This window comes from Marinifilum sp. JC120, from assembly GCA_004923195.1.
In the GTDB taxonomy this organism is placed as follows: Bacteria; Desulfobacterota; Desulfovibrionia; order Desulfovibrionales; family Desulfovibrionaceae; genus Maridesulfovibrio.
Genome location: RDSB01000012.1, coordinates 104,263 through 123,004 on the forward strand (window position 1 = coordinate 104,263; position 18,742 = coordinate 123,004).

At 48.5% G+C, this 18,742-nt stretch carries 24 protein-coding genes; 16 read left to right on the forward strand and 8 right to left on the reverse strand.

From position 1 onward, the window contains the following. Window positions 1–2 precede the first annotated feature (2 nt). The 12 genes from D0S45_13010 to D0S45_13065 all read left to right on the forward strand — a co-directional run bounded on the left by D0S45_13010 (window position 3) and on the right by D0S45_13065 (window position 10,810). Window positions 3–1,181 (forward strand): PDZ domain-containing protein, encoded by a 1,179-nt coding sequence (locus D0S45_13010; GenBank protein ID TIH14725.1) that lies wholly within the window; start codon window positions 3–5, stop codon window positions 1,179–1,181. 20 nt (window positions 1,182–1,201) lie between these two features. Beyond that, window positions 1,202–2,026, forward strand: a complete 825-nt coding sequence (locus D0S45_13015) for a bifunctional DNA-formamidopyrimidine glycosylase/DNA-(apurinic or apyrimidinic site) lyase (GenBank protein TIH14726.1) — start codon at window positions 1,202–1,204, stop codon at window positions 2,024–2,026. A 6-nt stretch (window positions 2,027–2,032) separates the two neighbouring features. Next, window positions 2,033–3,553 (forward strand): murein biosynthesis integral membrane protein MurJ, encoded by a 1,521-nt coding sequence (gene murJ, locus D0S45_13020; GenBank protein TIH14727.1) that lies wholly within the window; start codon window positions 2,033–2,035, stop codon window positions 3,551–3,553. A 100-nt stretch (window positions 3,554–3,653) separates the two neighbouring features. After that, window positions 3,654–4,379, forward strand: a complete 726-nt coding sequence (locus tag D0S45_13025) for a methyltransferase domain-containing protein (GenBank protein ID TIH14728.1) — start codon at window positions 3,654–3,656, stop codon at window positions 4,377–4,379. A gap of 152 nt (window positions 4,380–4,531) precedes the next feature. Then, the gene (locus D0S45_13030) at window positions 4,532–5,875 is read left to right on the forward strand and encodes a DNA repair ATPase (protein TIH14729.1); all 1,344 of its coding nucleotides are present in this window, start codon (window positions 4,532–4,534) and stop codon (window positions 5,873–5,875) included. Next, window positions 5,865–6,818 (forward strand): metallophosphoesterase, encoded by a 954-nt coding sequence (locus D0S45_13035; GenBank protein TIH14730.1) that lies wholly within the window; start codon window positions 5,865–5,867, stop codon window positions 6,816–6,818. The genes D0S45_13030 and D0S45_13035 overlap by 11 nt, the downstream gene beginning before the upstream one ends. Beyond that, window positions 6,805–7,125 carry a hypothetical protein gene (locus tag D0S45_13040; protein TIH14731.1) on the forward strand — a complete coding sequence of 107 codons (321 nt, stop codon included), beginning with the start codon at window positions 6,805–6,807 and terminating at the stop codon, window positions 7,123–7,125. The genes D0S45_13035 and D0S45_13040 overlap by 14 nt, the downstream gene beginning before the upstream one ends. Before the next feature lie 2 nt (window positions 7,126–7,127). Next, window positions 7,128–7,769: a hypothetical protein gene (locus tag D0S45_13045; GenBank protein ID TIH14732.1), complete on the forward strand. Its 642-nt coding sequence runs from the start codon at window positions 7,128–7,130 to the stop codon at window positions 7,767–7,769. A gap of 98 nt (window positions 7,770–7,867) precedes the next feature. Further along, on the forward strand, window positions 7,868–8,137 hold the full coding sequence (gene fliN / locus D0S45_13050; GenBank protein ID TIH14733.1) for a flagellar motor switch protein FliN: 270 nt from the start codon (window positions 7,868–7,870) through the stop codon (window positions 8,135–8,137). A 152-nt stretch (window positions 8,138–8,289) separates the two neighbouring features. Then, window positions 8,290–9,882, forward strand: a complete 1,593-nt coding sequence (locus D0S45_13055) for a phospholipid carrier-dependent glycosyltransferase (protein TIH14734.1) — start codon at window positions 8,290–8,292, stop codon at window positions 9,880–9,882. Between the two features lie 285 nt (window positions 9,883–10,167). Further along, window positions 10,168–10,404: a DNA-binding protein gene (locus D0S45_13060; protein ID TIH14735.1), complete on the forward strand. Its 237-nt coding sequence runs from the start codon at window positions 10,168–10,170 to the stop codon at window positions 10,402–10,404. A gap of 22 nt (window positions 10,405–10,426) precedes the next feature. After that, window positions 10,427–10,810: a hypothetical protein gene (locus tag D0S45_13065; protein TIH14736.1), complete on the forward strand. Its 384-nt coding sequence runs from the start codon at window positions 10,427–10,429 to the stop codon at window positions 10,808–10,810. A gap of 75 nt (window positions 10,811–10,885) precedes the next feature. Here the strand turns inward: D0S45_13065 and D0S45_13070 are convergent, their stop codons facing one another. After that, the gene (locus tag D0S45_13070) at window positions 10,886–11,536 is read right to left on the reverse strand and encodes a DUF2959 domain-containing protein (GenBank protein TIH14762.1); all 651 of its coding nucleotides are present in this window, start codon (window positions 11,534–11,536) and stop codon (window positions 10,886–10,888) included. A gap of 135 nt (window positions 11,537–11,671) precedes the next feature. Then, window positions 11,672–12,256: a peptidyl-prolyl cis-trans isomerase gene (locus D0S45_13075; protein ID TIH14737.1), complete on the reverse strand. Its 585-nt coding sequence runs from the start codon at window positions 12,254–12,256 to the stop codon at window positions 11,672–11,674. A 175-nt stretch (window positions 12,257–12,431) separates the two neighbouring features. On the opposite strand from D0S45_13075, the gene D0S45_13080 reads away from it, so the two are divergent. Beyond that, entirely contained in the window at window positions 12,432–12,839 is a 408-nt protein-coding gene (locus D0S45_13080; GenBank protein TIH14738.1) for a hemerythrin, read from the forward strand. A gap of 68 nt (window positions 12,840–12,907) precedes the next feature. On the opposite strand, the gene D0S45_13085 is transcribed toward D0S45_13080, so the two are convergent. From D0S45_13085 to D0S45_13100, 4 genes are all read right to left on the reverse strand, one after another. Then, complete coding sequence (locus tag D0S45_13085; GenBank protein ID TIH14739.1) at window positions 12,908–13,258, reverse strand: Hsp20/alpha crystallin family protein; 351 nt, start codon at window positions 13,256–13,258, stop codon at window positions 12,908–12,910. An 11-nt stretch (window positions 13,259–13,269) separates the two neighbouring features. Next, on the reverse strand, window positions 13,270–13,683 hold the full coding sequence (locus D0S45_13090) for an Hsp20/alpha crystallin family protein (protein ID TIH14740.1): 414 nt from the start codon (window positions 13,681–13,683) through the stop codon (window positions 13,270–13,272). A gap of 195 nt (window positions 13,684–13,878) precedes the next feature. Then, complete coding sequence (locus D0S45_13095; protein TIH14741.1) at window positions 13,879–14,310, reverse strand: peptidylprolyl isomerase; 432 nt, start codon at window positions 14,308–14,310, stop codon at window positions 13,879–13,881. Window positions 14,311–14,372: 62 nt separating this feature from the next. Beyond that, window positions 14,373–14,558: a Trm112 family protein gene (locus tag D0S45_13100; GenBank protein ID TIH14742.1), complete on the reverse strand. Its 186-nt coding sequence runs from the start codon at window positions 14,556–14,558 to the stop codon at window positions 14,373–14,375. Window positions 14,559–14,686: 128 nt separating this feature from the next. Between D0S45_13100 and D0S45_13105 the strand changes: the two genes are divergently transcribed. The 3 genes from D0S45_13105 (at window position 14,687) to D0S45_13115 (ending at window position 17,742) form a co-directional block, all read left to right on the forward strand. Next, a complete protein-coding gene (locus tag D0S45_13105; protein TIH14743.1) occupies window positions 14,687–15,544 on the forward strand; it encodes a PHP domain-containing protein in 858 nt (285 codons plus the stop codon). 18 nt (window positions 15,545–15,562) lie between these two features. Next, window positions 15,563–16,843 carry a U32 family peptidase gene (locus D0S45_13110; GenBank protein ID TIH14744.1) on the forward strand — a complete coding sequence of 427 codons (1,281 nt, stop codon included), beginning with the start codon at window positions 15,563–15,565 and terminating at the stop codon, window positions 16,841–16,843. A gap of 221 nt (window positions 16,844–17,064) precedes the next feature. Next, window positions 17,065–17,742 carry a CBS domain-containing protein gene (locus D0S45_13115; GenBank protein ID TIH14745.1) on the forward strand — a complete coding sequence of 226 codons (678 nt, stop codon included), beginning with the start codon at window positions 17,065–17,067 and terminating at the stop codon, window positions 17,740–17,742. Between the two features lie 89 nt (window positions 17,743–17,831). Here the strand turns inward: D0S45_13115 and D0S45_13120 are convergent, their stop codons facing one another. Together D0S45_13120 and D0S45_13125 are read right to left on the reverse strand one after the other, a co-directional pair. Beyond that, window positions 17,832–18,314 (reverse strand): YchJ family protein, encoded by a 483-nt coding sequence (locus D0S45_13120; GenBank protein TIH14746.1) that lies wholly within the window; start codon window positions 18,312–18,314, stop codon window positions 17,832–17,834. Between the two features lie 44 nt (window positions 18,315–18,358). After that, complete coding sequence (locus tag D0S45_13125; protein ID TIH14747.1) at window positions 18,359–18,718, reverse strand: dinitrogenase iron-molybdenum cofactor biosynthesis protein; 360 nt, start codon at window positions 18,716–18,718, stop codon at window positions 18,359–18,361. Window positions 18,719–18,742 lie beyond the last annotated feature (24 nt).

Consider the following 18,742-nt stretch of genomic DNA (forward strand, 5'->3'; position numbering starts at 1 on the left):
GTATGATTCGTAATACCGTTAACAAGTGCGCAAGGACCGTTCTGGTCCTTTGCGCACTTTTTTTTGTGCTTGGCGGCTGTGTGAAGAAAAACGTTCCACCTGAGATGGCAGTATCCTTTTTGCCCTGTTCTGGAGATTTTCTTGATCCGGTGGGCGATCCTTTATCGTTTGGTAAGCTCATGGCCGAAGCGTCAAAGGCTGATTATGTGCTTATCGGCGAAGGACACACCAGTATCTGCGACCATAAGGCCCAGTTTGAGATAATTGAGGGGCTTACCCGCGGGCATGCAAAGGTTGCCGTCGGTCTTGAAATGGTCACCGCTCAGAAGCAGGATATTTTGAACCGTTTTAATCTCGGACAGATTCCGGTGTCAGAACTTTCCAAGGAACTGGATTGGAAAAATGGCTGGCGTTACGATTTCGGCATGTTCAAACCCATTTTCGATTTGGCGGAAAAACGCAGGTTGACCGTGGGCGGACTTAATTTTCCTTTCCGTCTGGTCAAAGAGGTCCGTGAAAAAGGTCTTGAAGGGCTTTCTCCGGAGGACCGGGCCATGCTGCCGAGCGAAGTTATCTCTCCCGCGCCTGAACAGGAGGAGGGATTAAAAGAGGTGCTGGCAATGCATCAGGGCCGCGATGCCTCTGATCCTAAGCAGATAGAACGTTTTTTTCTCGTACAGTCCCTCTGGGATACGGGCATGGCTGAAAAGGCCGTGCAGCTGCGGAAAAGTTCCGGCCATCCGGTGGTTATCCTTGCCGGGGGCGGGCATGTTGAGCACGGCTGGGGCATTCCCCGTAGGCTCAAAGTCCTTGACCCGCAGGCCAAGGTTATGACCATCATGCCTTGGCGGGGTGATGAATTTTATCCTACAGCTGCGGATTCCTATTTTTATTGCCCACCGTCCTATGAAAGTCGCATGGGTATGACCATTGAAATGCGTCAGGGCCGGGCGGTAATCACTGCTGTGAAGCGGGACCGCAAGGGTTATAAGAAAGGTCTGCGTCCCGGGGACATCATTGCCAAAGCGCAGGGAATTCCCGTAACCAGTCTTATGGCTATGCACATGGCCGGGTCCAAGGCCCATAAGAAAGACAAACCGCTTGTCTTCACCATTGATCGTCGCGGCGAACTCTTTGATCTTGATATGGGCAGGCTGACCCGCATGAAGAAAGATAAATAAGATATTTCAGGAAGTGTAAAATGCCAGAATTGCCGGAAGTAGAAGTAATATCCCGTGGTCTTGCCAAGTCTCTTGAAGGCAAGACAATTGAATCTGTTAAAATTCTCAACCACAGTTCTGTGAAAATGCCGTGGTATCTTTTTTCTTCCCGCGTTGCCGGGGAGAAGATTACCCGCATCCATCGCCGTGCAAAGTTATTGATTATGGATTTTGGCGAAGATTTGCACGTGACCTTTCATCTCAAGATGACCGGACGGGTTTTGGCTCATGATGGTCCGACCACTCCTGAACCGCACACCCGTATCGTTTTTGGGCTTACCGACGGTGGTTCAATAGAATTTCACGATACCCGCAAGTTTGGTGAGGTGCGCGCCCTGAACAACGAAGAGCTTCAAGAGTGGGACTTTTACAAAAATCTTGGTCCCGAACCTCTGGAAGTAACAGCTGAGGAGCTTGCCGAACGCATCACCGGACGCAAGGCCCAGATCAAGGGCTTGCTGCTCAATCAGTCCGTGGTTGCCGGGGTTGGTAATATTTATGCTGATGAATCTTTGTTCCGTTCACACATTCATCCCAAAGCCAAAGCTTCCGATCTTTCCACTGAATCTCTGGTCAAGCTGTTCACTGAGCTGCAAGCGGTGCTCAAGCAGGCCATTCAGGAGAACGGCAGTTCGATCCGCGATTACGTAGACGCAGGCGGAGATGCCGGGGGATTTCAGAACAGTTTTAAAGTTTATGGTAAGAAAGGCGAAGCCTGTCCCGATTGCGGCAAAATCTTCGAAGGTGCAACAGTCGCCGGACGAACTTCTACTTTTTGCACTAATTGTCAGAAGATGAGTGATTAGTAATTTATGACAGCTGAATCCAGCAAAATAGTACGCAATGCTTCTGTTGTAGCAGGGGCAACTTTGCTTTCAAGGGTCCTTGGCTTTGTCAGGGACCTTATTGTTGCGTTTGCTCTTGGCGCAGGCTTGCCTGCGGATGCCTTTTTCGTAGCCTTCAGGATTCCCAACCTGCTGCGCCGTTTGTTCGGGGAAGGATCGTTGACCATGGCTTTTGTCCCTGTTTTCAGCCGAGTGCGCAAAGAAAAAGGCGAAGGCGCGGCCTTTGAGATGGCTAGATCGGCCATGCTTTGGCTGCTGCTTATTCTCGGCGTGCTGACCGTGCTGGCAATTGTGGGCGCAAAATATTTGGTCCTGCTCATTGCACCGGGCTTTGGCGATAATCCGGAATTGATGTCTCTTACGGTTGATCTGGTAAGAGTATGTTTCCCTTATGTTATTTTTATTTGTGGTGTTGCGCTTTGCATGGGCATCCTGAACAGCATGGGACATTTTCTGGCTCCGGCACTGGCTCCGTGCATGCTCAATGTGGCCCTGATCGGTTCGGCTTTGATCGGATATTTCACCGGGAACAGCGTGGCTCTTTTCATGGCTTGGGGCGTGCTTATCGGCGGGGTTCTGCAATGGATGCTGCAACAGCCCTATCTCAAACGTATCGGGTTGCATTGGCGCGGCAAAGCTGAGCTTGATAATCCCGGCGTGAAGCGCATGGGCAAGCTTATGCTGCCTACTGTTCTGGGGGCGGCAGTCTATCAGATCAACGTGGTTATCGGAACGCTGCTTGCCTCTTTTCTGCCCGTGGGATCGGTCTCTTATCTTTATTATGCTGATCGTCTGGTTCAGTTTCCGCTTGGTGTGTTCGGGATTGCCGTGGGTACAGCAGCCCTGCCCAGTCTGACAAAGCTTTATGTGGATGGGCAGCATGACGATTTCGCCCAGACTCTCAAGCAGAGTGTGGGCTTGATCCTGTTTATTTCCCTGCCTGCCATGGCCGGACTGGTTTCCCTTGCCGAGCCGCTTATTGGTCTTCTTTTTGAGCGCGGGTCCTTTGATGCTAAGGCGGTTTCTGCCACAGCGCAGGCCCTTATGGCCTACGGAATAGGTTTACCGTTCATTGCCATGTCCCGGCCTCTGGTGTCTGCATTTTATGCGCAGGAGGATACCCGGACCCCGGTCAAGGTTGCCATTTTCTGTCTGCTGGTGAACGTGGGCGTGGGTTACATGCTCATGCAGCATATTGCTCATGTAGGTTTGGCTTTGGCGGTATCTCTGTCATCCATGCTTAATTGCCTGTTTCTCGCAATAATTATGGGGAGTAGAACGGGCCTGTTTCCTTTGCCGTTTGTCAGCGTGGCAAAGAGTGTATTGCTCAGTGCATTGATCGGGGCAGGCGCATGGTACTCCACACGGCATGATATTTTATGGTTCGCACTTATCCCGATCTGGATGGCGGTGTATGGATTCGGTTCGCTATTGCTCAAGTCAGACGATGCCCGCATGTTAATTGGTGCATTACGAAGAAAGATTTGATGCCTCCAGCGGCCCTACCGGGAGTCCCTCCGGGGGCTTAAACCCTTTTGCAAAAGGGTTTAAGAATCCCAAAACCTTTTATTAGTTTTGGTTTGTTCTTATGTTTGAAGAAGCCCGTAGTTACTTTCCTCGTGGACTGACACAGCCAGACAGTGGTTTTCGATTTTCAACTGATTCCCTTTTGATCAGCAGTTTTGCTTCTGTACCGAGCAAGGCACGAGTTCTTGATCTAGGTACTGGCAGCGGGGTGATTCCATTAGGCATTATGTTGCTCCACCCGAATAAGGGGCTGACCATCACCGGACTGGAAATTAATCCGGAAATGGTTGCTGCTGCGGAAGAAAATGTTGAGAAGCTGGGTTTTGCTGATGAAATAGGCATCGTGGAAGGGAATGTCTGCGAGCCGGACTTCGCACCCGCCGGGAGTTACGATCTGGTGGTTTCCAACCCGCCTTACCGCAGCGAGGGCAGGGGCCGTGCTTGCCCTGACGATTCCCGCAACAAGGCCCGCTTCGAAGTTGATTGCGATCTTGATGCATTCGTCGCTACGGCTTCGCGAATGGTCCGTAACCGGGGCAGGGTCTGTTTTGTCTTTCTCGCCGAGCGTCTGACCGAATTGGTCAATTCATTTACCCGTCATAAGCTGGAACCCAAGCGCATGAAATTTATTCATGGGCGGGTCGATTCTCCTTCAAAAGTGGTCATGATCGAAGCTGTGAAAGGCGGCAAGCCGGGATTGATTTTGGAAGCACCTGTAGTTTTATTTGGGAAAGATAACTTGCTGACTGATTCTGCAATTGATTATTGTCCGTTTGTTGCCAAGTAGATCATCGACAGGTAAAGAATCTCTATACAAATTTTGAATGACTTATGCTCCAAAATAAATAGAGCGAAGCATACTAAAAGGTTTTGAAGGGATGGGGTCTGGGGAAGGGAAACTTTTGCAAAAGTTTCCCTTCCCCAGCCGCCGGAGGCATATTGATCAAAAAAATTATCTTAAAAGATTTCTTAGCCCATGCTGAAACTGAGATAGAACTCGGCCCAGGCATGACCGTGCTGACCGGTCCCAATAACAGCGGTAAATCATCCGTTGTTGAGGCTTTGCGCTGCATCGCTACTAATCCGCCACCTAAGCACTTTATTAGACATGGAGCCAAGAAAGCACGTGTAGAATTAGAAATGGACGATGGCGTGCGCGTGGCTTGGATTCGTAAGAAAGCAACTGCATGGTATGAAGTGCTGCACCCGGGCGAAGAGGAATGGGAAGTCTACGCCAAATTGGTAGGGAGAAAGACACCTGAAGACGTAAAGAAAATTTTACGTCTGAATGGCGTTCCAGTTGAGGGAAATGAGAAGGATGTTGACGTCCATATTGGTAATCAGCGTAATCCAATTTTTCTTATAGATCGTTCTCCCGCAATTGCGGCCCAGTTTTTTGCGTCATCATCTGAGGCTTCGCATCTGCTGGCTATGCAGACGGAACTTAAAAATCGGGTCCGGGCTGCCAAACGTGAAAAGAAATTTCAGCAGCAGAAGCTCGATGAAATCCGCGTAGAGCTGGATGAATTGCAAACCCTGCCGGATGTGAATCTGGAACTGGAGACTGCCCGCGAACTCAAAGAGCGCGTGGATGCGCTTGAGAAAGAGATCCCAGCGGTAGAAACTCTTTTGCAGCGTAAAGGTGAGCTTGAGGGATTCAAAACCAGCCTCAGCGTGAGAGAAAAAGAACTGGCAGTATTGCAGGAAGCACCGGAAATTTTTCCTTCCGCACCGTTGGAGCGGGCGGTTACGGGCATGGAAAGCCTGCGTCATCACGGGCAGATCCTGAAATCAAGATCGGAGTATCTTGCTGAATTGCAAATAGCTCCTGAACTTTTTCCGGTGCATTTGCTGGATGATATCCTTGCGCGACAAAATCAATTGACCTTCGCAGAAAAACAGCAATCCGCACGATCTAACGTCTTGGAACAGCTTATTTCTCCTCCGGATCTTGAAGATGTTTCGGCTCTTTCCACAACTCTCCACAATGTGACCCGCAACCATGTTTTCCGAGATAATATTTCGCGTCGGGTTGATGTTTTGGTCTCTTTGAATGATCCACCGGAACTTTATGATTTATCGCCGCTTATGCAGGTTATGAACAATCTTTCTTCTATGCGAAAAGCGCAGGCTGATGCGCAAAAGAATCTGCGCGAACTGGAACAATCCGAAGCGGAACTTAAGCAAAACATCGAGGCCCGTCTGGCTGAGATAGGCAATTGTCCGCTTTGCGGCGGAGATTTGGATGCGCAAAAACTGATCGGGGACAGCCATGAGTCTTGAAAAAGTAGAATCTAAGGGGCTTTTCCTGATCGGGGACCCGCATATTGCATCCACCCCTCCGGGGCAACGGCTGGGCGACTTTGCGGCAGATGTGCTGGATAAATTGGAAGCCTGCTTTAAGCGGGCAGCGGCGCTGGATATGGTTCCGCTCATCCTCGGTGATTTGTTTCACTGGCCGCGCGATAACGGCAATTCCCTGCTAGTGGATATGATAGGGCTGTTCGCGCAGTATAAACCATTCGTGTTGGTGGGTAACCACGATAAGTATCAGGCACGCTTTACCCCGGATGTGTCCATGGCCGTGCTCGATGCTGCGGGGGTGATCCGATTGATTAGTGAGCAGGGACCTGCTTTTGAACTTCAAACACCGCAAGGATTGGTGCTAATCGGCGCATCCCCGGACTCCACACCCATTCCCAAGGAATTTGATCGCGAAGATGGCAAATATCTCAACGTTGTCTGGGTGACCCATCACAATATTTCTTTTCCCGAGTGCGAGAAAAAACAACACGCCATCAAAGAAAAGCCGGGGATCGATTGGATCATCAACGGGCATATCCATCGCCCGCGTGAATCCATCACCAAGGGTATGACTACGTGGGCCAACCCCGGTAACATCACCCGGCTGGTTTTTTCCCGACTGGCCCTTGAGCGCAAGCCGCAAGCTGCAATCTGGATCCCGGAGTGCGAGGACCTTGAAAAATGGGAAATTTCACACCGCGATTTTTACGAGGTTTTCCCGGATCAGGAATTTTTGCCTGAAGTTGAAGATGCGGAAGCAGCGGAATCAAAATTTTTACAGGGCCTTGAGCGTCTGGCATGGAAAAGGACCCATGAAGGCGAGGGCTTGAAGCAGTTTTTAACAGACAATATTGACCCGGAAGAGCCGGAAAGCCCGCTCATCTGGGAATTGTATACGGAGGTTACCGATGGTAATGGGTAATGGAATGAATAACGGTGCAAATCAGCCCGCTAACGGTCTTGAGCAAGAACTTAACCTGCTTAAGGATCAGCACAAATGGTTGCACGATAAGAAAATTCGTACTGAGCAGGAATTAGCCAGTACTACCAGTCAGCTTGCAGCTCTTGAAGAAGAAGCCAAGGCCCAGTACGGCACTAGTGATCCGCAGGAACTGTCCAAGCTCTTGGAAGAGAAAAAGTCCGAAAACGCACGTTTGGTAACTGAATACCGTGCGCATATCATGTCGATTAAAGAAGGTTTGGATAATCTTGAGCAGGGCGGTAATTAGTTGTGCAGTCGTCCGATCTGCCTACACTTGAATCTTTAGAACGTAGAGCTGACCGCTTAAGCGCTAAGGCTTCGTCACGTTTGGACGATTGGCTATCCTTGCGTGAAGACGGGCTTAAAATCGATGAATTTCTGGAGCTGGCACCGGGTGCGGCTGAGCGGCTGGAAGAGCTTTCCACGGCTTTGTTTGGCGAACTGCTGAGCGAACTGGAGACCAATCTGACTCATGCCATCAGGGAGATTTTGGGACAGGATCGCGAAGTTAAGGCGGTTGCATCTATCCGCGATAAAAAATTGCAGGTCGATTTCCAGATTATGAATCAGGGCGGCGAAGAAGATATTATGGTCGGGCAGGGCGGTTCGGTCTGTAATATTCTATCAGTGGGACTACGGCTCATTGCTTTGTCGAGGCTTAATCCTGAAGCGCATCGACCTTTTCTGGTGCTGGATGAGCAGGATTGCTGGCTGCGTCCTGATCTTGTGCCCGGATTTATGGAGCTGATCAGGACTATTGCCGAGCGGTTGGGTTTTCAGGTGCTGGTTATTAGTCATCATCCGCTGGACCTATTTTCCGAAAGCGCGGACGGCATTCTTGCTTTGCAACCGCAAAAGGATGGCGGCCCGATTGTGGAGCTGGTTAAGTAACAGCCTGAAATTAAAGAGCTTGGCTTTTACTGGTTGTTTGCGGATTTTTGCTGTATCCTGCCCCCAGTTAATTAAGTTTTTTAGTGGAGTTTATATAAATGGCTGAGCAAAGTCTGAAACGCATTCTGGACATCCCCCTTGAAGTCAAGGTTGAGATGGGGCGAACCAAACTTCTGGTCAATGAAATTATCCAGTTTGGTCAGGGTACCGTTATCGAGCTGCATAAGCTGGCCGGGGAGCCACTGGATATGTATGTGGAAGGTAGGTTGGTTGCGCGCGGTGAGCTTGTTGTAATCAATGAGAATTTCGGGTTCAGGATTACTGAGATTATTAAGCCTGAAGACAGGATCAAAAAGCTGGGCCTGTAACTGGGAACAGCCGGAATCCGCGAAAAGATTTTTCGAATTTTCCGCCCCCTGCTAACGGGGGCTTTGTTTTTTGGCGTATCTGCCGTAAAACGGGCTGTTGTCTTCTCATGCAGCCTCGGATAAGAAGTTTCCTCGCAAGGAGGTCACATTAAGTGTCATCGTTAAATAATTCGTTTAAAAGCAAGCCCGTAATCTGGGCTGTTGCCATAATTTTTATCAGTACTTTTGCCCGTCTCTGGTTCCTTGGATCCGGGCAGCTCAATCTTGTGCAGGATGAGTCCCAGTATTGGGATTGGACCCGGCACATGCAGCTCACATATTACTCTAAAGGTCCGCTCATTGCCTGGATTATCGGGCTGTGGACATCTGTTTTCGGTAATACTGAATTCGGGGTTCGCTTCGGTTCGGTGGTCGGCTCATTTTTGACCCAGATTGTACTTTTCTGGGGTGTTGCGCGCATGTGGAAAAGACCAATCGCGGCAATCTGGACCCTGATCATCTACAATTCCATGCCTGTCTATCTGGCTCTTGGAATCCTGATGACCACGGATAATCCCTTTATCCTCTGCTGGAGTTGCGCTCTTTTTGCTCTGTACAAGGCCTCTATTCCGCATCCTCCGGGATTGGAGCGGGATTCCAATGAATCACAGACCAAGCCTTTTGTTCTGATAAGTCTTTTTTTCGGAGTCGGCATTCTGGCCAAGTACACCATGCTCGGCTTTGCAGGGCTTTCGGTTATGTACGGGCTGCTGCTCATGCGCCGGGAAAGGCTTCCACGCGGTTTTTGGAGCAAGTTGTTTCTTTCGCTTGGCGGGGGACTTTTCCTCGGCTTTTTGCCGACCCTGATCTGGAACATGCAGAACAGTTTCGTTGGCTATAAACATGTACTGCACCTGATCGGAGCTTCCGGGAATAAGGCTTCACACCTGCTGCGTTTCGACCGTTTTCTGCCGTTTTTTGGTGAGCAGGTAGGGATGGCTACTCCGTGGTGGCTGGTTTTTATGTTCATCGGTGGATTTGCCGCTTTGTTTTTTGTTCTTAAAGGCAAAGGGCGCAACCTTATGAACCTGAACCATCGGCAAAGTGCTTTGCTTTCTGTTTTCTTTCTGCCGGTTTGGATTTTCTTTTTTGTCTGGAGTTTTCACGCCAAGGTGCTCGGTAACTGGGCGGTTATCTCTTATGTCAGTGGCGTAATGATTGCCGGGTTTGCATTTGAGAGCTTCTGGGGGCGCAGAGGGCGTTTTCGCTCCCTGTGGATGACCTTGAGTATTGTTATTTTTATGGTTCTTCATTTCCAGAATCTGGTACCCCTGCCGGATCATCTTAATCCTACTCATCGCCTCAAGGGCTGGACCGACCTCGGCCAGCAGGTGGTGGAGTTGGAAAAGACCCAGTTCAAGGACCCGTCCAAGGTTTTTGTCATGAGTGACGAGTATGATATGACTGCTGCTCTGGCCTTTTATGTGCCGGGCCAGCCGCGTACCTATTGCGCGTGGATCGACCGCCGCATGAACCAGTATGACCTCTGGCCCGGTCCTGAAGATAAGGTCGGCTGGGATTGTGTTTACGTCATCAAAAAGTTTCATAGCAATACAAATGAAGAGATGAAGGAGATGTTCGAGCGGGTCAGCTCGCCCATCCACATCCAGACTACTTTCCGTGGGAAACCGGCCCGTAAATTTACCGTTTATCTTTGTTACGGCTACAACGGTAAATGGCCACGTGATCCTAGGTTGAGATTCTAGATCTGTCTTTACGATGACTCAAAAAAGCCCTTTCGGTTCTGCCGGAAGGGCTTTTTTGCGTGTTTTTAATAAAAAAAGAGAAATATTTTTCGGCAGTGGGTTGTGGATAAATTCCAATTGAGAACGGTCTGCACGTTATATTTTCTGTAATTTCGGGTGATTTGATGCTTGTTGGAGTATTGTCGCAGAAAAGAAGAGACTTTGATGAGTTTCTTTGACATTTTTTGACAAATAGTGTCATAACGTCTACATCGTAGTGTAATTTTGAAAAATCAGGATAAATCTTTGACACCCTCGCCTACGCTATACACGGTACGTGAGATTGCCGACACGCTGAGAATCCACCCGAGAACTGCCTACAGGCTGGTTCAGGAGGGAAAGATTCGCGGTATCAAGGTTGGCAGCCAGTGGCGTGTGCCGGAAAGTTCCCTGCTGGAATACATTGAATCCGGCTTGCAGGCGGCTCCTAAGAAAGGGAAGGATGACAAGAAAGGTTCTGAGCAACTGAAACTGCCCATTTGAGAAACATCGGTGGACAAGGATCATGAAAAAGTCAGCTGCCCTTAAACGGGTGACTCTGGAAAATGATTTTGGCGGCCAGATTTCCTTTGTCGGAAAGCTTGAAAATGAATCCCTCAATTACAGTGAGGACAGCGGGGAGCTGGTCTCGGAAAAGATTTTCAGCACTGAGAAAGGACGCACAGGCTATTCCGTTGCAACCAGAAACGGTCAGGAACGCGAGAAAAGGGCATACCTGATGGAAGATCAGGGCGAGACCTGTATCGTTTCCAACGGCTCCATTCTGCTGGGTCTGGATACGGATGTAATGCTTACTTTTTGTGCTCAGGCTCTGGCTGAGCAGGCCGAAAGTCAATCTGAAGATGAATTGGAATTTGTAAAAAAACAGCTGCATGTGGTTAACGGTTAGACCGTTTTTCGCTGCATTAGATTAACAAGCGCGAAAAGAAATCCCCGGTACATAAAGTGCCGGGGATTTTTTCGTTTAATTCTTTTTCAATTCTTTAATAAAGGCGTCGGCTTCATCGATTGAACGCTGCATTTCCTTGATCAACCTGCCGATATCGGCTTCAAGGGTGGTCAACTCGGACTTGAGCGAGGCAATGGCCTGCGCGTTCAGGTTGTGTTTCAGGTAGAGAACCTGATCCCGGAAAACATTGAGCACCGGATCGATTTTCTTTTCTGCTTTACGCATGGCTGAGAGAAGTCGTTTGAACTTGCTCTTAGTCTTGGAAAGTTTGACCCGGCTTTCATTGCGCAGTTTTCTGCTGGTGTACTGGTCAAGTTCAGTATTCCATTCATCAAAAAGGTCATTTCCCACTTCTTCAACTGAGTCGATTCTTTTGCGTACTTCCAGAGCCGCTGCTTCGCTGTGCTCGTATTCATCATTGAGGCGTTCGTATGTTTCCTGAAGGTCACCGCCGTGGAATCCGGTCAGGGCACTGAATTTCTCCAGCGCACTCTTGAATTGTTCGCTGGCTTCTTCCTGTGATTCACGGGCTTTTTCCACGTTTGAAACAAGGATGTCCCGCTTGTGGTAGCCGAAACTTTCCATTGTTTTGTAATAGGCGGACTGACATCCGGCCAGCCCAAGTGTGAGGGCGATGATGAGGGAAAGGATTATTTTATTCTTCAGGTGCATGAAATTTCCTCCGGGAATGAATTTAGAAGCTTGTAGTATGCACTTACATAAAAGTTCGGGGGGTGGTTGTCAAAAAAATACCCTGTCACGCCGTGACAGGGTATTATAAACTCAAATGGAAGCCGCCGCTTACTGCTTAAGCTCTTCAGCTTTAATAATGGTGATCGGTTTAACCGGAACATCATCAAAGTGGCCTTTGCGGAAGGTTACGGTTTTGGCGATTTTATCGACAACTTTTTTCCCGCCGATGACCTTGCCGAAAACAGCGTAGCCCCAGCCGGAGCCGGATTCGGACTTGAAGTTGAGGAAAGCGTTATCTTTAACGTTGATGAAGAACTGGTCGGTGGCGGAGTGGGGATCATTGGTGCGGGCCATGGCTACGGTGTACTTGTCGTTGTACAGGCCATTGCGGGCTTCGTTTTTAATGGGAGCGTGTGTGGCACGTTTCTTCATGTTTTTATCGAAGTTGCCGCCTTGAACCATGAAACCATCGATTACGCGGTGAAAGATGGTTCCGCTGTAGTGGCCTTCGTTTACATAGCGCAGGAAGTTTTCCACGGTAATGGGGGCTTTGGCTTTATCCAGTTCCAGCACGATGTTACCCATGTTGGTTTGTAATTTAACGAAAACCTTGGACTCGGCAGCATTGGCGGTTCCTGCAAAAAGGGCCGCGCAGAAAAGGGCACTGACCAGCAATATTTTGAAAAGTTTCATTTTAAGTTTTCCTCCTTGGAAGGGTTTAGTGCGGTTTACCAGAAACAGCCGGAGCGGGCAAATTTGAGAGGGCTGGAAAGTATTTTTTTTGTGTAATGAAAAGTGGTAAGTGAATTTTTAAATATTGCATGAATTATGGACTGAAGGGTTTTGTCTGAAAATATAAGGAGTAATTATGCCGATTCTAGAATGGAACGAGGATCTGTCTGTGGGAGTTCGGATTATTGATACTGAGCACATGCAGCTTCTCGCTATGATTAATAAGGCTTACGACTCGGTAAAAAATATGGAAGAGGAGAAGGTTCTTAAAGAACTGGTGAAGGATATGCATGATTACGCATTAGGTCACTTTTCCACTGAAGATAAGTTGATGGAGCGATATGGGTATCCCGCTTTTAAAGAGCATGAAAAAATGCATCATGACTTTACCGTGAAGGCTGAAGCTCTCGATTTGTTGGTTAGGTCTGGTAATCCTGTTGAGCCGGTTAAGGTATTTAAATATCTTGCCGATTGGTTGCGAAACCATATTCTGAAGACTGACAAAGAATTAGGAGCTTTTTTGAATGAGCAGGGCGTAGAATAGCAGTAAAGGGAAAGGGCTCCCAGTGGCAAGGGAGCCCTTTTCGAGGGGTATATAAGGAGTGAGGCTTTTTATTCGTTGGTAATATTAATCTTACGGGGTTGGACTTCAGGCATTTTGGGGAGGAATAGTTCCAGCACGCCGTTTTTTAGGTTGGCTTTGATGTTTTCCCGGTCAACAACATCGGCGATGGTAAATCGGCGGGAGTATTCACCTTCGCAGAATTCCTGATCAATGAATTCCTCGCCTTCTTTCAGTACCGCTGCTGCTCTGCCGGAAACAATGAGAGTGTTCTCATCAAGGTCGATTTCAAGTTCTTCTTTGCTTACGCCGGGTAGGTCCATGTACATGTAGAAGCCCTGTTCGCTTTCAACTATGTCAGTTGCGGGGCTGTATTTTTCCATATGTCTTTCAGTACTCATGTTGATCCCCCTTATTCGATAGTGATGCCGACCTTTCTGGGTGCGGATGCTTCCATTTTAGGAAGAGCAATGTTCAGTATTCCATCTTTTACTGATGCAGTAACACTGTCAATGTCTATCGTAGTGTTGATAGATACTATTCTTTGAAATACACCGGACGGTCTTTCCTGACGAAAGTATCTTCCTTGGGGTAATTTCCGTTCTCCCTTGATGACGAGATCTTTAGCGGTAATATTAATTTCCATGTCTTCGATGGATATTCCGGGGACTTCCGCACGAATATATATGTTGTTTCCGTCTTCACTTATGTTCAGCGGAGGGTATGATGTTTTTCTCCTTCTTGGATGATGAGGATTAAAGACATCATTGAATATTTTGTCAAACTCATACGGAAAGTTATAGAATGAACCAAAGTCGATAACCATAAATAACCTCCTGTTCTGTTCGTCTGAATTACAAATATACATTCAATTCAAGTTGTCAACATTGGAAAAATTAAATTTTACATAAAATTTAAGCCGTTTTTTTTTATGATTCTGAAATAAAAGAGAAAATCCCCCACACGAATAATCGTGCGGGGGATTTTCTATTCCTATTCAGGGCGTAAAGCCCTTAGAAATCTATGCTAGGATTTCAAGTAGTTCGATTTCAAAGATCATGGTCTGTCCGGCGAGGGGGTGGTTGCCGTCGAGGACAACTTTTTCATCGCTAACGGATTTGATGGTTACGTTAGTAACGCCCTGATCGGTGTTAACCTGGAGCATCATGCCCACTTCGGGGTTGATTTCCGGTGGAATCTGGTTGCGGTCCACTTCAAAAGTGTGTTCTTCGTGGTAGGGACCGTAGCCTTCTTCGGGGCTGATGGTTGTTTTTACCTTTTCGCCAGCGGTGAGGCCTGTGACAGCATCTTCAAAGCCCTTGATCAGCATTCCCTGACCGAGAACGATTTCAAGAGGCTCACCTCTTTTGTATGAGGAATCAAATTCAGTTCCATCTTCAAGGGAACCTGCATAATGAACGCGGATTTTGTCGCCGTCTTTGGCTTGGGACATGGAAACTCCTTGTTGTTCGCGGGTAGCCAACTGGCTGTTGTCCGCATTTTTTGTATTTTTAATTATTGGTTTTCCCACTTATCAGCGGGAACAGCTTCATCAACGAGCATGATCGGGATTTCATCCTTGACCGGGTAGATAACATTGCAGGCATCGCATTTGAGGCCTGTCTCCCCGTTCAGGAGTTCCAGCTCGCTTTTGCACTTGGGGCAGACGAGTATATCAACCAGTTCTTTATTTAAAGACATAAAGGTACTCCTTGCGCATTGTTTGATCACTACCCTATAACTATAGAAAACAAATTCCTCAACCCCGCATTTCCCACTGCGCTGATGATGATTATATTGAGTTAAGGATTATCATACCGGAGATTATTATGTCTGCCATTGACCTGCATACCCATTCCACTGCCTCGGACGGAACTTTTAGCCCTGCCGAACTTGTCAGGGCTGCGAAAGAAGCCGGTCTAGCCGCTATGGCCCTGACCGATCATGATACTATGGAAGGGCTTCCAGAAGCTCTTGAGACTGGAGTTAAGGTGGGGGTGGAAGTTATCCCCGGATGCGAACTCAGCGTGGAGAGCAAGGTCGGTGTCCTGCATATTGTGGGACTTTGGGTGGACCCCTATTCGGAACGGTTGAAACGTGTCTTCGAGAAGGTTCGAGCACGCCGGGTTGAGCGCAATGAGGCTGTTGTTGCTAAATTGCAGGAACTCGGCTTTGACATCTCCATGGAAGAGGTGCAGGGTCATGCCGCCGGAACCATCGGCAGGCCGCATATGGCCCGGATCATGCTCGAAAAAGGGTATGTGAAGAGTTTTGACGAGGCTTTTACTGACTATCTTGGCAAAAAGGGCAAAGCTTATTTTCCCAAGAATAATCTTTCAGCCGAGGCAGCTTTCGAGCTGTTAAGCTCTACGGATGCGACCCCCATTCTGGCTCATCCCTTTCTGCTGAGCAGGGATGAAGATGTGCTGGATCGGGAAGTAGGTCGTTTAAAGGAAATGGGTTTGCAAGGAATTGAAGTCTATTATAGTTCCCACACCATTGAGATGACCGGGGTCGCTAAGCATCTGGCCCGTAAATATGATTTGTTGCCCAGCGGAGGATCGGATTTTCACGGTTCTGTAAAACCGGATATCCAGCTCGGCAAGGGTGCCGGAAAGCTCTTTGTGCATCATAGTGTGCTTGACGGGATCAAGGCCTACAGGCTGTCCAGAGGGCTAAAAATTTAACATTATTTAAATCAGACCATGAATACATCTACTGAAAATAAAACTGACAATCCTGATATTGCCCGCCCCATCCTTGGTGAAATGCCGGAATTACTCTGTCCTGCCGGGAATATGGAAAAGCTTGAAACCGCCGTTACTTACGGTGCGGATGCCGTATACCTTGGTGCCGGGGATTTGAACCTGCGTTCCGCCGGAGCCGGATTCAAGTGGGAAGAACTTCCTGCTGCTTTTGAACTCTGCCGTAATAACAATGTGCAGGTCTATTTCTGCGTCAATGCCTATCCCAAGGAAAAGGATCTTGCCAAGGTTCGTGCTGATCTTGAAAAATTGGCTGAATGTCCCCCGGATGGGCTTATTATTGCCGATCCGGGCGTACTTATGCTTGCTGCTGAGGTTCTGCCTGACATCCCGGTACACATCAGCACTCAGGCAAATACCGGAAATAGTGAGGCCGCAAAATTCTGGCAGAAGTTCGGAGCTTCAAGGGTTAACCTTGCCCGCGAGCTTTCCGCAGCCGATGTGTCCGACATTGCCGGAAAGTGCCCGGATATTGAGCTGGAGATGTTCGTGCACGGGGCCATGTGTATGGCGATCTCCGGGCGTTGTTTTCTGAGCGCGTGGCTCAATGACCGTTCAGCCAACATGGGTCGCTGCACCCATCCCTGTCGTTTTGAGTATAAAGCCACCGGATTGCGCGTTGAGGAGAAGACCCGCCCCGGTCAGGATGTCTGGGAGGCGGTTGAGCATGACGGCTATACTGAATTTTTCGCCGCCGAAGATCTTTGCCTTGTGCATTACGTCCGCATGCTGGCCAAGCAGGGTATTACTTCCCTGAAGATTGAAGGGCGCACCAAAAGTTCTTCCTATCTGGCGCAGGTGGTGGATGTTTACCGTACAGTCATCGACAAGGCCAAGGAGGGCGGACCGTTGCCCGCAAACGCCATAGCTGAGCTGACCAATGCCGCTACCCGTCCACTGACTACTGCATTTTTTAAAAAATCAGGTCCCAGCACCATTGCCCAGCCTCCATCCAAGGAGGAACGCAAACCTGTTGTGGGACGTGTGCTTGAGCAGCGTGAAGACGGAAGCTGGCTTATTTCAGTAAAAGCCCGTTGGGAAAATGATTGCGATGTGCATATTCTTGTTCCAGGCCTGGAAAGGATTCTTGTGAAGTCTGGCAGTTATTCCTTTGAAGCGACCAATGGTGAACCCAAGGATGTTGTTCATTCCGGTACGCAGGCTATTTTGCATTCTGATAATCCTGAAATCGCACCGGGGCTGTTTTTTCGTAAGGCTTGATCCTTTCAGCATTTCGGATGAGTTATGCATGAATAATATTCTTCTTCAAGAATGTGTGGTCCCAGCCTTTTTAAGTTCATGATCATTGACCGCAGAGATTTGTTTATATAATCATATAAGTAGAAAAATGGAAATTTTAGTATCAAGCTAAATTGAACTGCATTGTTCAGCTGATCATCTTATAGAAACATCACAGGCCGACGGCCCTAAGGAGGTTCCCCATGCTGGTTAAGAACTGGATGACTAAAGACGTTATCACTCTTTCTCATGACCGTTCCATGATGAAGGCAGCCAAATTGATGAAAGATAATGACATCAGCAGATTGCCTATTGTCGATGAAGAAGGCGTTCTGGTCGGCATCGTTTCGGATAGGGACATTAAGGAAGCATCCCCCTCCAAGGCTACCACCCTTGATATGCATGAGCTTTACTATCTGCTCTCTGAGATCAAGGTTAAGGATATCATGACCCGCAAGTTGGTCTCTGTTTCCGTTGAAGATACCGTGGAAAAGGCTGCCGTGATTATGGAAGAGAACAAGATCGGCGGACTACCTATTGTAGATGCTGAAAAAAGGTGTGTGGGTATTATTACCAATACCGACGTTTTCAAGGTTCTGATCAATATCACCGGTGTGCTTGACGGTGGTGTGCAGGTTGGTTTGGCCCTTTCCAATGAGCCGGGGTCGCTCAACGGTGTACTCGATTACCTCAAGGATAACGGCGGACGGGTCATGTCCATTCTGACTTCCTATGAGCCGGAGCAGGAAAATATGCGTCATGTTTTCATCCGTATCCACGATATGGACAAGGCCACCTTGAACAAGATCAAGGAAGGTCTTGCCGAGAACTTCAACTTGCTCTTCTGGGTTCGGGATTCCGTTCACGGGCTTACTTCATAAGTTTTTAAGAAAGATTTGTTATCAAAAATAAAAACCCCCGCTCCAAGGAGCGGGGGTTTTATCATATTCAGACTTGTGGAAGGTTGCGGTTAACCGCAGCACTTCTTGTATTTCTTGCCGCTGCCGCAGGGACAGGGCTCGTTGCGTCCTACTTTTTTATCTTTCTTGATCGGCATGGGGGGGACGATGTCACCATCAAGGTAGAGCCAGTGGTCGTCCCTTTTTTCGAAGCGGCTGGCTTCGTGATGGGTGTGGATCGCTCCCTGCTGCCTGAATTTGGCGATGAATTCCACTTCGCCGATTTCATCGTCTGCAAGCCCCTTGGAGGTAGAAACAATTTCAAGGCCGAGCCATGTGGATGTTTCCGCCCAGTTCTTGACCTGATTTTCGTCGTAATCATGCTTGCTTTCCGGGGCGAGGGTGTCGCCGAGGTAGTCGACATTTTTTACAGCGAACGCAGTATAGCGTGAGCGCATGAGCGCTTCGGCAGTAGGGGCTGGCTCTTTTCCTGTGATGTAAGGTTCGCAGCAGCTTTCATAAGCATTGCCGGAACCGCAGGGACATTCATTCATGTTTCTATCTCCAAATATTTATTTTTCGGCCTTTGGATTGAATTCTAGTGATTTCCGCAGGACTCGTGGTCATCGCAGACTGTTGCGGAGTCGGTGATGTTTCCTGCCGCCCACTGGGCAACAGCATCTTTGATTTCGCCGCCACAACCGCGGATAACCTGAATGCCGCTGTTCTGCAAGAGGTTGACCGCTCCCTGACCCATGTTGCCTGCCAGCAGGACTTTTACGCCCATTTCAGCAAGAGTGGGTACGATGCTGGATTTGCATCCGCAGCCCGGGGGAGGGGTGATTTTTTCTTCTTCGATGATATTTTTGGACTCATCAAGAGTGAAAATGGTGAAAGCTTCACAATGACCAAAGTGACCGTCGACCATTCCATCTCTGGAGGGAAGTGCGATTTTCATAATAAATTCTCCTTGAAAAAAAGT